The organism is Mycolicibacterium smegmatis, from assembly GCF_001457595.1.
GTDB classification, from domain to species: domain Bacteria; phylum Actinomycetota; class Actinomycetes; order Mycobacteriales; family Mycobacteriaceae; genus Mycobacterium; species Mycobacterium smegmatis.
This window is the reverse complement of the sequence record NZ_LN831039.1, coordinates 846,438-858,407: the sequence shown is the minus strand read 5'-3', so window position 1 is coordinate 858,407 and position 11,970 is coordinate 846,438. Positions and strand designations below refer to the sequence as shown.

11 protein-coding genes and 1 pseudogene are annotated in these 11,970 nt (G+C 64.9%); 7 read left to right on the top strand and 5 right to left on the bottom strand.

The features are described 5' to 3' along the window. Positions 1–45: 45 nt before the first annotated feature. Positions 46–2,592: an ATP-dependent chaperone ClpB gene (gene clpB / locus AT701_RS03765; RefSeq protein ID WP_011727152.1), complete on the bottom strand. Its 2,547-nt coding sequence runs from the start codon at positions 2,590–2,592 to the stop codon at positions 46–48. A 163-nt stretch (positions 2,593–2,755) separates the two neighbouring features. Between clpB and AT701_RS03760 the strand changes: the two genes are divergently transcribed. From AT701_RS03760 to AT701_RS03745, 4 genes are all read left to right on the top strand, one after another. After that, a complete protein-coding gene (locus tag AT701_RS03760) occupies positions 2,756–3,379 on the top strand; it encodes a CYTH domain-containing protein (RefSeq protein ID WP_058125213.1) in 624 nt (207 codons plus the stop codon). Positions 3,380–3,385: 6 nt separating this feature from the next. After that, positions 3,386–4,588 (top strand): macrolide family glycosyltransferase, encoded by a 1,203-nt coding sequence (locus AT701_RS03755; protein WP_081319365.1) that lies wholly within the window; start codon positions 3,386–3,388, stop codon positions 4,586–4,588. 69 nt (positions 4,589–4,657) lie between these two features. Beyond that, on the top strand, positions 4,658–5,326 hold the full coding sequence (locus AT701_RS03750) for a GAP family protein (RefSeq protein ID WP_011727149.1): 669 nt from the start codon (positions 4,658–4,660) through the stop codon (positions 5,324–5,326). A gap of 205 nt (positions 5,327–5,531) precedes the next feature. Further along, the gene (locus AT701_RS03745) at positions 5,532–5,858 is read left to right on the top strand and encodes an ESX-1 secretion-associated protein (protein WP_058125211.1); all 327 of its coding nucleotides are present in this window, start codon (positions 5,532–5,534) and stop codon (positions 5,856–5,858) included. 77 nt (positions 5,859–5,935) lie between these two features. Here AT701_RS03745 and AT701_RS35025 read toward each other — a convergent pair whose 3' ends face one another. Together AT701_RS35025 and AT701_RS03730 are read right to left on the bottom strand one after the other, a co-directional pair. Continuing rightward, on the bottom strand, positions 5,936–6,385 hold the full coding sequence (locus AT701_RS35025) for a hypothetical protein (RefSeq protein WP_029104163.1): 450 nt from the start codon (positions 6,383–6,385) through the stop codon (positions 5,936–5,938). Between the two features lie 727 nt (positions 6,386–7,112). Next, positions 7,113–8,066 carry an IS3 family transposase gene (locus AT701_RS03730; RefSeq protein WP_003887884.1) on the bottom strand — a complete coding sequence of 318 codons (954 nt, stop codon included), beginning with the start codon at positions 8,064–8,066 and terminating at the stop codon, positions 7,113–7,115. 176 nt (positions 8,067–8,242) lie between these two features. On the opposite strand from AT701_RS03730, the gene AT701_RS03725 reads away from it, so the two are divergent. After that, on the top strand, positions 8,243–9,562 hold the full coding sequence (locus AT701_RS03725; RefSeq protein ID WP_011727856.1) for an IS256 family transposase: 1,320 nt from the start codon (positions 8,243–8,245) through the stop codon (positions 9,560–9,562). A 15-nt stretch (positions 9,563–9,577) separates the two neighbouring features. On the opposite strand, the pseudogene AT701_RS03720 reads toward AT701_RS03725, so the two are convergent. Continuing rightward, positions 9,578–9,892, bottom strand: a pseudogene (locus tag AT701_RS03720) (transposase); the annotation flags it as partial. 147 nt (positions 9,893–10,039) lie between these two features. Here AT701_RS03720 and AT701_RS03715 point away from each other — a divergent pair. Next, the gene (locus tag AT701_RS03715; RefSeq protein ID WP_223495324.1) at positions 10,040–10,540 is read left to right on the top strand and encodes an EspA/EspE family type VII secretion system effector; all 501 of its coding nucleotides are present in this window, start codon (positions 10,040–10,042) and stop codon (positions 10,538–10,540) included. A gap of 70 nt (positions 10,541–10,610) precedes the next feature. Then, positions 10,611–11,213 (top strand): hypothetical protein, encoded by a 603-nt coding sequence (locus tag AT701_RS03710; protein ID WP_223495322.1) that lies wholly within the window; start codon positions 10,611–10,613, stop codon positions 11,211–11,213. A 62-nt stretch (positions 11,214–11,275) separates the two neighbouring features. Here AT701_RS03710 and AT701_RS03705 read toward each other — a convergent pair whose 3' ends face one another. After that, on the bottom strand, positions 11,276–11,905 hold the full coding sequence (locus AT701_RS03705) for a TetR/AcrR family transcriptional regulator (RefSeq protein ID WP_014876851.1): 630 nt from the start codon (positions 11,903–11,905) through the stop codon (positions 11,276–11,278). Positions 11,906–11,970 lie beyond the last annotated feature (65 nt).

Sequence of the window (11,970 nt, the reverse complement as noted above, 5' to 3'; positions counted from 1 at the left end):
TGCTCTCGCACTTTCCCTGCTGGAATGCCGTTTGGCGCTGGTAGATCAGCCCAAAACGAGGGACTCGCCGTCGGGGCTGACGTTCACCGGCACGATGTCGCCGTCGTGCACCTCGCCGGCCAGCAGCATCTTGGCCAACTGGTCGCCGATGGCCTGCTGCACCAACCGGCGCAGCGGACGGGCACCGTACAGCGGGTCGAAACCGCGCTGCCCCAGCCACTTCTTGGCCGGCAGCGACACCTCGAGGGTGAGTCGCCGCTGCTCCAGACGCTTGGCCAGCTGCGCCAACTGGATGTCGACGATCTGCACCAGCTCTTCGGGATTGAGCCCGTCGAAGATGATGACGTCGTCCAGCCGGTTGATGAACTCGGGCTTGAACGCCGAGCGCACCGCCGCCATCACCTGGTCCTCGTTACCGCCTGCGCCCAGGTTGGACGTGAGGATGAGGATGGTGTTGCGGAAGTCGACCGTGCGGCCCTGGCCGTCGGTCAACCGGCCCTCGTCGAGCACCTGCAGCAGCACGTCGAACACGTCCGGGTGGGCCTTTTCGATCTCGTCGAACAGGATCACCGTGTAGGGACGCCGCCGCACCGCCTCGGTCAGCTGACCGCCCTGGTCGTAGCCGATGTAGCCGGGAGGCGCACCGACCAGCCGAGCCACCGAGTGCTTCTCGCCGTACTCGCTCATGTCGATGCGGACCATCGCACGCTCGTCGTCGAACAAGAACTCCGCCAACGCCTTTGCGAGCTCGGTCTTACCCACACCGGTCGGGCCCAGGAACATGAACGAACCCGTCGGCCGGTTGGGGTCGGCCACCCCGGCACGGCTGCGCCGCACCGCGTCGCTGACGGCCTGCACGGCCTTGCGCTGCCCGACGACACGCTTGCCCAGCTCCTCCTCCATGCGGAGCAGCTTGGCGGTCTCGCCTTCGAGCATGCGGCCGGACGGGATACCGGTCCACGCCTCCACCACCTCGGCGATGTCGTCGGGGCCGACCTCCTCCTTGAGCATCAGGTTCTCGCGGGCCTCGGCGGCGGGAAGGGCAGCGTCGAGCTTCTTCTCCACCTCCGGGATTCGGCCGTACCGAAGTTCGGCCGCCTTGGCCAGGTCACCGTCACGCTCGGCACGGTCGGCCTCGCCGCGCAACGTGTCCAGTTGCTCCTTGAGCTCGCGGACGACGTTGATGGCGTTCTTCTCGTTCTGCCACCGCGTGGTCAGCTCGGACAGCTTCTCCTTGTGGTCGGCCAGTTCGGCGCGCAGCTTCTCCAGCCGGTCCTTGGACGCCTCGTCCTCTTCTTTCTCAAGCGCCATCTCCTCGATCTCCAGGCGCCGTACCAACCTCTCGACCTCGTCGATTTCAACTGGGCGCGAGTCGATCTCCATGCGCAGCCGGGACGCGGCCTCATCGACCAGGTCGATGGCCTTGTCCGGAAGGAACCGCGCGGTGATGTACCGGTCGGAGAGCGTCGCCGCGGCCACCAACGCCGAGTCGGTGATCCGCACGCCGTGGTGCACCTCGTAGCGGTCCTTCAGACCACGCAGGATGCCGACGGTGTCCTCGACCGAGGGTTCACCGACGAACACCTGCTGGAACCGGCGCTCCAGTGCGGCGTCCTTCTCGATGTACTTGCGGTACTCGTCGAGCGTGGTGGCACCGACCAGCCGCAGCTCGCCGCGGGCCAGCATCGGCTTGATCATGTTGCCCGCGTCCATCGCCGACTCACCGGTGGCACCGGCGCCGACGATGGTGTGCAGCTCGTCGATGAACGTGATGACCTGCCCGGCCGAGTTCTTGATGTCGTCGAGCACGGCCTTCAGCCGTTCCTCGAACTCACCGCGGTACTTCGCACCGGCCACCATCGAACCGAGATCCAGTGCGATGACGGTCTTGTCGCGCAGGCTTTCGGGCACGTCGCCGGCGACGATGCGCTGCGCGAGGCCCTCGACGATGGCCGTCTTACCGACGCCCGGCTCGCCGATGAGCACCGGATTGTTCTTGGTACGACGGCTCAGCACCTGTACGACACGACGAATCTCGTTGTCGCGCCCGATCACCGGGTCGAGCTTGCCCTCGCGGGCACGCGCGGTCAGGTCGGTGGAGTACTTCTCCAGCGCCTGATACGTGCCCTCCGGGTCCGGGCTGGTCACCCGGGCGCTGCCGCGCACCTTGACGAACGCCTCACGCAGAGCCTGCGGCGACGCGCCGTGTCCGGTCAGCAGCTTGGCCACCTCGGAGTCACCCGTGGCCAGGCCGACCATCAGGTGCTCGGTCGAGACGTACTCGTCGTCCATCTCGGTGGCCAGGTTCTGGGCCGTGGTGATCGCCGCGAGCGATTCGCGGCTGAGCTGGGGCTGGCTGCTCGCGCCCGAGGCGCTGGGCAGACGGTCGAGCAACCGCTGGGTCTCGGTGCGGATCGTCGCGGGCTCGACGCCGACGGCCTCCAGCAGGGGTGCGGCAATGCCGTCATTCTGGGTCAGCAATGCCATCAGCAAATGCGCGGGGCGGATCTCCGGGTTGCCAGCGGAACTCGCCGCCTGCAACGCCGAGGTCAGCGCCGCCTGAGTCTTGGTCGTCGGGTTGAACGAGTCCACGACACCTCCCTTGTTCGGTACGAAAAATGCTTGTCGTGATGTTTAACGTCGTCAAGGTTGAGTCTGTTCCGCTCAACTTTAATCAATTTTTCCTTGCACAGTGATATCGGGCACGCCGACGGCAACACCGCTGCTCCGGGCCTGTAAGGGCTAACGTCGATCCATGTCCGAATCCGACATCGGAGACTTCGAGTTCGAACGGAAGTTCCTCCTCCGCGACCTACCGGCCGTCGCGGCCTCGGATCCGTCGCCCACCCTGATCGTGCAGGCCTATCTGTTCGCGGCCGACGGCTACGCCGTCCGCATCCGCGTCCAGCAACCCGCCCCCACTGACCTCGACGCGGGTCTCGACACGTTCCTGCAGGACCTGCACGACGAGTCGATCGGCACCATGACCGCCAAGGGCCCCGCCGTCGGCGGCACGCGCTACGAGGCCGAACGCCAACTGGACCCGCTGGTCGCCGCCGAGATCGTGCGCCGCGCCGAGCACGTGGTGGCCAAGATCCGGTACTCCATGTGGCTGGGCGAGGACGGCTGGATCGTCGACCGGTTCCTCGGCGGCAACGCACCGCTGGTGCTCGCGGAAGTCGAACGCGGCGGGCCCGTGGTCGACCTGGCCATTCCCGCCTTCTGTGTGTCCGAGGTGTCCGAGGACGACCGGTTCCGCAACGAATACCTGGCGTTCCAGCCGTTCGGCTCCTGGGTCGACGCCTATCAGCAGGAACTGGCGCGCAGAGGCCCCATGTTCGTCGGCTCCCTCGGCGAGAACCGCTTCGAGGACTGCTGAGCTTTGGTGTTTCCTCGCGCCGGGTTGCACATCTGCGTCGTCGCGGCGTCCGCGCCGAGTCACATGTACCCGCACCTGCCAGTCGTCCGTGAACTCGTCGAACGGGGCCACCGGGTCAGCTACGTCGTCGGCGCACACCGTGCGGAGCTGGTGCGTGACACCGGCGCCGACGTCATCGGCTGCACCTCGGTGCTGCCCGGGGCGCCCGGCGGGCCCGAGAGCTGGGATGACGACGGCGATCCGGTCCGCGGAATGCAACTGTTCCTCGACGAGGCCATCCACGTGCTGCCGCAGCTGCACGCCGCCCTCGACGATGACCGACCCGACCTGGTGCTCTACGACATCGGTGGGATGGCAGGCCCCGTGGCGGCCGACCAGTGGGGCGTACCGGCGGCGCAACTGTCCCCGTCCGAGGTGGCCTGGGACGGGTATCACGAGGACATGGCCGAGGTACTCGGCCCGCTGTTGAACAGCCCGAGCGGCCAGACCTACCGTCGCACCTTCGACGGCTGGCTCGCCCGCTCGCACACCGGCCTGACGTTCGACGAGGTGACCGGGGCCCCGCACCGGTGCCTGGTGCTGATCCCGCGGGTGATGCAACGCCATGCCGATCGGGTCGGCGACCGGTACCGCTTCGTCGGGCCGTGCATCGACCCCCGCCGGGAGGATCCCGGTGACTGGGTGCCGCCCGCGGGTGACGGCCCGCTCGCCCTGTTGGCCTTCGGCACCTCCTATACCGATCGCGCCGACGTGTACCGCCACGTCATCACGGCGCTCGACGGCCTGGGCTGGCGGCTGGTGCTGGCAACGGGCCGCGGCGAGCTGGGCGGGTTGGGCACGGTGCCGGACTGGGTTCAGCTGCGCGACACCGTTCCTCAGCCGGCCGTGCTGCGCGTGGCCGACGCGTTCTTCACCCACGCCGGAATGGGTTCGTGCACCGAGGGCCTCTGGTACGGCGTGCCGATGGTCGCGATGCCGCAGGCCGTCGACCAGCCGGACAATGCCGCCCGTCTGCAGGGGATCGGCGCCGGAGTTCACCTGCAGGCTCATCTCCCCGAGCCCGCCGAGATCCGCCAGGCGCTGCTGTACGTCACCTCCGATCCACGGGTGAGGTTGCGACTCAATGGCATCCGCGAGGAGATCCGGGCTCACGGCGGCCCGGCCCATGCCGCCGACGCGGTCGAGGACGTCGCCGCAGGTCGCTGGTGAATCCTTCGTCGATCTGCCCTGCCGCGCCGTGCAGCAAATCAGCGCTTGCCCGGTGTTAAGTTCACCGGCATGACTGGCATCTGGAGCTCGGTCCTGACGGAGCTCATTCCGTTGGCCATGGTGGTGGCCCTGTCGCCGCTGTCGATCATCCCCGCCGTGCTCGTGCTCCAGACCCCGCGTCCCCGGCCGACGGGCCTTGCGTTCCTCGGCGGCTGGCTGGTCGGGATGGCCGCGCTGACCGCGTTGTTCATCGAGGTCTCGAACCTGTTCGGCCGGCTCGACAAGCCGCCGGTCTGGGCATCCTGGCTGCGCATCGTGCTGGGCACGGCGCTCATCATCTTCGGCGTGTATCGCTGGCTCAACCGTTCCAAGGCCGCGCACACCCCCAAGTGGATGCAGAGCATGGGCAAACTCACCCCGCCGCGTGCGGGTGTCACCGGCGTCGTGTTGACCATCGTGAACCCCAAGGTGCTCTTCATCTGCGCGGCAGCCGGTTTGGCGATCGGCAGCGCAGGTCTGGGACAGCCCCAGGTGTGGGCCGCGGCCATCTGGTTCGTGGTGTTCGCGTCATCGACTGTGGCGCTGCCGATCCTGGCCTACGCGGTGTCGGGTTCCAAACTCGATCCCACCCTGGCGCGCCTGGGCGAGTGGATGGAACGCCAGCACGCGGTGCTGGTGGCCGTGATCCTGGTGGTGATCGGTCTTCTGGTTCTCTACAAGGGTTTGCACGCGCTGTAGGCCCGAGATTTTCGTGCGTCTGAGTGTTCCGTATGGATGTTACGGTCGATGCGACAAGTCCGGGGACGGAAGCTGATCGATTTCGTGAGTTTGGGCCGCTGTGATGGAACTGACGGGGCTGAGCGCAAGTCGAGCACCCTGCGGCAGCGGACGACGATCACAAATCCGCCGAAATCGTCCCCTCACACTGAGTCCCGGGAGATAAATGTCTGGCGAATTGCGAGTGATCACCGGCTACGTGCAAGAACTGGCTGAGTTACAAGGCCGAACCGCTCAGCAGATCCTCAGTGCACTTGAAGCAGCCCAGGGTGTCGGTACCTCGATGTGGAAGAACCACGGAATGGTGTGCGCGCCGTCGAATTCCGCAGTCATCGCGGCCGAGACTGCTCGACGTGCTGCGTGCACCCGCATGAATGCCAAGTCGGAGGAGCTTGCACAAAAACTCGGCATGGCTCGCAAGCTCTACGACGGAACCGATATGCAAGAGGAGCAGAAGCTCGATGACGAGATGCGGTGCACCCCGGGCGGCTGAGCGCAGTATCGCCTGATCACCGTTTCAGCCGGACGACCCGTCTCATCGACCACCGCCAGTAGTCGCGGCGGGCCGCGTCACCCCCCACCAAACGGCGGCGTCTGTTGCGGTCCTCGCCCCTGCGCGATGGCGTGATGCATTGCGCTGCGGACGGCTGCCAGATGACGCCGGGAGTCGTCGAGTTGCCCATCGAGGTAATCGAGAAACAGGCGATCCTGCTTACTTGGAAATCGCGGAGTGGCGAGAGTCTTACGTTGGCCGAGGATGCCTATCAACTGCTCGTATCGTTCAGCCTGCGCCACAAGCTCGCCGTACGGCGCGGCCCAGAATCTGTCGCCGGGCCAGCGTGACCAGAACACCGACGTTTGTGCCAGCAGTCGAGCCTGCCGACGTTGCACGCGCTGGGTGCCCGTCACACTGATCCAGAAAACCAGTGCGGCAAACGCCCAACTGACCGCGAAAACCGCAACGAAAACCCAGCCCATTTCTCGGAGTTCCGAGAGAGCGTCACCGAAAACAGCGTTCACGGTTCACCTTTCATATGGCGCGTGCGACGATCACCACTGGCGTCGTTCAACGTCCTGACGACGACGCGGAATTCAGAGCGTCCGCAACGACTGTGACCCAGCGGCGCAGACCCTCGATCTGTGCACTTGCGTCAGAATCGCCTGGCGTCGCCACACGGCGCTCTATCGCCAGTATCAGCTGCCAACAGCGCTCGAGCTCATGCTGCAACGCGACCGATGACGCCTCGGACAGTCGCATGTGAGCTCGGAAAGCTTCCGACTCTTGCTGCAGGCGTGTCTCATGCGCCCTCCACTGTCTGTCATACATAGGCCTAGAGACCGCCCAAGCAAGACCTGCCGCTGCGACCACCAGCACCACCACTGTGACGCCGACGATCACCTCTACCGATGTGACAGCGCCACGCGCCGCCAACAGCAAACCGGGCAGAGATCCGCTATGCATGGGCGCAGTTTAGAGGGGACTGCCACACGCGCGCCGCATAGATCGAACGGACCCGCTGCTCGTCGTGGAAATTTTGGCGCGTTGCGGCGCCTCACACTGCTGTTAGCCTTCCAACGTGGAAGGAGTTGCCTGGGGATGAGTTGGGAAGCGCTGGAGGACGCGTCGAAGACGCTCGGGGACAGCAAGGCGTTTGGTGGTGTCGGAGCACTCGGCACAGGTTGGTCGATATTCAACCATGCGACGGCTGACGCTCCGTGATCCACCCCGGCATGTCGGGAGGTTCTCTTATCTGAGTGCCTCCTCGGCATGAGGGTGCCGTTGGCGATGGTAGTAGAGCGCTTCGGCCCGATCGGGGGTCAGGTCCTGGCAGTAGCCGTTGGGTCGCTGACGGTTGTAGAAGGCCACCCATTCGGCGGTCCCCAGCGCCAGTTCGGTGGCACCGGGATAGAGCGGCTGGCGGTCGATGAGTTCGGTCTTGTAGCTGCTGTTCACCGATTCGGCCAGAGCATTATCGAAACTATCCCCGACGGATCCGACTGAAGGCAGGATCCCCTCAGCGGCCAGACGTTCGGTGAACGCGACCGCGGTGTATTGCGAGCCCGCGTCGCTGTGGTGGATAAGTGAATCCAAAGATGCTGCACCCGAACGCTTTCTGGTGTCGATAGCGTGGTCGATCGCATCGGTCACCAGCTTCTGGGTCATCTCGGTAGCCACCTTCCAACCCACGATCTTGCGGGCATAGACATCGGTGACGAACGCCGTGTAGGCCCAGCCGGCACGAGTCCGGCAGTAGGTGAAATCGGCCACCCACAATCGGTCAGGCGCACCGGCGACGAAATTACGCCGGACCCGATCCGGGGCTCGCGTCGCTGCCGGATCGGCGACGGTGGTGCGCACCCGCCGGCGCTTGCACGCACCCCGCCAACCCATCTCCCGCATGACCCGTTCCACGACACAGCGCGATACGTCGATACCATTGGTGCGCAATACAATCCATGTCTTACGAGCGCCCAGGACTCGGTACAGACTCTGCGATTGGCGAAGCTGCCAGATCGCATCGATCACCTGCGCATCGGCCCAGTCGGCTTTCGAGGGGCCCTGACGGGCGCGGTGGGCGTAATACGTCGACGGGGCGATCGTGACGCCGTACTCGGAAAGCACAGCGCACATCGACTCGACACCCCACTTGAGACCATCAACGCCCACCCGCATGTGCTGGTGGGCGCTGATGAACTCCACGACTACTGAGAGGGCCGGTCGAGCTCGGCGGCGAAGAAAACGAGCAATGATCAATACCTGTGGATGAGCCTCGGTGTGGGGGCGTGAAGATGGGCGCACCTTCCCGGGGATGATCTTCACGGAATCAGGTATTCGATCAAGACCGGCGTTGGCGCGCTGGTTGGGAAGGTACGCCCATGCTCACCGTAGTTCACGACACCGAGGACGCCAACGACAAGGCCAGCGGTGCTGGTCGGTCGTTGTTGGATGAGATCGTCCGCGACGGGGCCCGGCAGATGCTGGCCGCGGCGTTGCAGGCCGAGGTCGCCGCCTACGTGGCGCAGTTCGCCGATCAACTCGACGAGAACGGTCACCGGTTGGTGGTGCGAAACGGCTATCACCAGCCCCGGGAGGTGCTGACCGCCGCCGGCGCGGTGCAGGTGAAAGCGCCGCGGGTCAACGACCGCCGTGTCGACCCCGACACCGGTGAACGCAAGCGGTTCTCCTCGGCGATCCTGCCGGCCTGGGCGCGCAAGTCGCCGCAGATGAGCGAGGTACTGCCGCTGCTGTACCTGCACGGCCTGTCGAGCAACGATTTCACCCCTGCCCTCGAGCAGTTCCTCGGCTCCGGCGCTGGGCTGTCGGCCAGCACGATCACCCGGCTCACGGCGCAGTGGCAAGACGAGGCCCGCGCGTTTGGGGCCCGCGACCTCTCGGCCACTGATTACGTGTATCTGTGGGTCGACGGCATTCACCTCAAGGTGCGGCTGGACCAGGAAAAGCTCTGTCTGCTGGTGATGCTGGGCGTGCGTGCTGATGGCCGCAAGGAGCTCGTGGCGATCACCGACGGCTACCGCGAGTCGGCCGAGTCGTGGGCCGATCTGTTGCGCGACTGCAAGCGCCGCGGCATGACCGCCCCCGTACTCGCGATCGGCGATGGCGCGCTCGGGTTCTGGAAAGCAGTCCGCGAGGTTTTCCCGGCCACCAAAGAGCAGCGGTGCTGGTTTCATAAGCAGGCCAATGTTCTTGCTGCACTGCCGAAATCAGCGCACCCGTCGGCGCTGGCGGCGATCAAGGAGATCTACAACGCCGAGGATATCGACAAGGCCCAGATCGCGGTCAAGGCCTTCGAGGCCGACTTCGGCGCGAAGTATCCCAAGGCGGTCGCTAAGATCACCGACGACCTCGATGTGCTGCTGGAATTCTACAAGTATCCGGCCGAACATTGGATTCATCTGCGAACGACGAATCCGATCGAATCCACCTTTGCCACAGTGCGTTTGAGGACCAAGGTCACCAAGGGGCCCGGATCACGAGCGGCCGGACTAGCGATGGCCTACAAGCTCATCGACGCCGCCGCGGCCCGCTGGCGTGCCGTCAACGCCCCACACCTGGTCGCCCTGGTCCGCGCCGGCGCGGTCTTCCATAAAGGCAGACTGCTCGAACGACCCACCGACATCACCCCGCCAACATCGCCCTCAGACGGCGGTCAGCACGCCGGAACGGAGGTCGCCTGAAACACCCCGATCCACAGGTATTGACAATTCCTCGAAGAAAACCGAGGCCGCCTTCAAGATCGCGTTGGCCCGCTTGAGTTCGGCATTCTCCCGGTGCAGCTTGCGCAGGACCTCGGATTCCTCGCTGGTCTGCCCCGCCCGAGAGCCGGCGTCGATCTCAGCCTGGCGGACCCATTTGCGCACCGTTTCGGCAGTACCGACGCCCAGCAGGTCAGCAACCCGGCCCATCGCCTCCCACTCCGAAACTGTCTCGCTGCGCAGATCGGCCACCATCTGCACCGCCCGCACCTTCAGCTCGTCTGGATACCGCCTCGATGACTTCGATCCCACGTGCCCATCCTTCCCAACGGAAGAACTCTCCAGACACGCCGGGGCGGATCACCGGGTTGGTACAAAGGGGCCAGTCTCGCCACAGACGCCCTGGGTGTGGCGCAAATGTTCCCCAAGTGCCCGCAGACTCCTATCATTCAGGCGGGTTTGCTCGCGATCTCCGCAATGAGCTTGCAATGCGGTCTGGGAACCCCCGACGATGGGTCCAGGTTCGGCGATGGCTGCGGCGAGTTCAGGAAGACCGATGAACTCCAAGAATCAGCCGCACCGAACGAACAATGGCAAGGTAGCGCGTCCAAGGCGTACGACGCTCAGGTCGTTCGGCAGCGAGAGCGCGCACAGAAGCTCGCCCAGGCCGACGAGATGATGCAAGAGGTCATCCGTAGTCAAGCTGAGCAGGTCAGCCAGACGCGACAGCTACTCGACATCTATTCAATTGCGTTGGCTGCGATGATTGTTCCCGCCACTATCGCCATGTACACGCCCTACGGACAGCCTGCGTCGGTCGCCATTCAAGCCGGCGCCGTCGCCGGCACGGTTCCATTGGCGACGGGATCAATGCTGGCAATGGCCGCTCTCGCCAATGCCAATGCGGCGAAGGTCCTGCAGGCGACGGCACACTACACCGAAGTGGCTGGAGAAGCCTAGCCTTGAGCCGGTGTCGCTGTCAGCGAGCGGAATGGACGAGCGGTTACAAGCGAATCGGAGACATCAATCCGTGACACTTCACGATCCACATGATGGCGAACAGCGTTACGAGTCAGATGGTTTGGACTTTCTTGCGCCACTGGACCACGTCGAGGATGACGGAGATTCTATGGAGCTACCGGCCTTTCCAACAGCGAGCGATCCGGACGACGAGCCCGTACCCACTGGCGAGGCTTTCGGCGCGCCGTTTCCAGGCACGGCGACCGAGGGCGACCCTGGTGTAGGTGACCACACTAATGAGATCTTCGATCTCGCCTCTACGGCCTCAACCTCCGAGAATCAGGTACCGATGACCGTGGTGACCAATCCGCCCGAAACAGTGGCTGTCACCGCTTATCCCACCGGCAATGTCGCACGAATCGAACTGAGTCACAAAGTAACTGCGATGACCGAGGCTGAACTTGCTGAGGAAATCGTCGTGGTCGCCGACACCGCTACGAAGAAGGCGTCAGCCCTGGTGTACGGCAGCATCGTGGACGCCTTGGTCGAGCATGGTCTACCCAGAGCAAATGCGCAGGAATTCGCAGCCACGAACATGCCCTTCGCCACTCCGGAACAAGCGAAGCAAGCCGAATTGGCCCTCATCACTCGCCACGCTGAGCAAGGCGGTTGATCACTCGGACGTCGATGCCTTCTCGATGCCGCCCCCATCCTGTGCCCAGACCTCGAAACCCCCTACAACTCCGGCAGCCCCAGCTCTTCGGCAGGCGCCGTGAGATAGCGCGTGACAGTCGGCGCAACCAACCGCACGACGTCCTCGGCCGGAAGCGTTGCCAGAGGCGGAACATCCATGACGTACCGCACCATTGCGGTACCGACGAGGTTGGACCCCGCGAGCATCGCACGCAGGCGTGTCTGCTCCCCACCTCCGAGGACGGCCGAGACCGCGGTGAGCACGTAGTCGTTGATGAAGGTGCGGAACGCCTCGTGCGCGTCGGAGTTGGACGTCGCCGCGACCAGCATCGCGCGGATGCTCGCCGCGGTCTCGGGTGACTCCCAGATCTTCAGATACGTGGTGACCAACCGGACGCCGACGTCCTCGGGTGTCCCCTCGAGCGCGCCGAGCAGCATGTTCGGATCGATGATCAGCCGCAGCGACTCCCGGAACAGGTCGGCTTTCGAGCCGAACAGATAGAGCACCATCGCCGGGTCGACGTTGGCGTCGGCCGCGATCGCGCGCAGCGTCGTCTTCTCGTAGCCCTGCTGGGCGAACCGCTGCTTCGCCGCCGCGAGCACCGCTTCGCGCGACACCGGGTCGCCCTGGCGGCGGCCCCGTTTACCTGGCGTTTTCCGCGGCGACGGCACCTTCAGACCTTAGCATTTCAATGACCGTTGAAAAACGTCCGCGTCGGCGTTACCCTCACATTCAC

Coding starts and splice junctions, on each gene's coding strand:
- AT701_RS03750 (WP_011727149.1), top strand. CDS start 4,658: ATGACTGGCATCTGGAGCTCGGTCCTGACGGAGCTCATTCCGTTGGCC.
- AT701_RS03745 (WP_058125211.1), top strand. CDS start 5,532: ATGTCTGGCGAATTGCGAGTGATCACCGGCTACGTGCAAGAACTGGCT.
- AT701_RS03760 (WP_058125213.1), top strand. CDS start 2,756: ATGTCCGAATCCGACATCGGAGACTTCGAGTTCGAACGGAAGTTCCTC.
- AT701_RS03725 (WP_011727856.1), top strand. CDS start 8,243: ATGCTCACCGTAGTTCACGACACCGAGGACGCCAACGACAAGGCCAGC.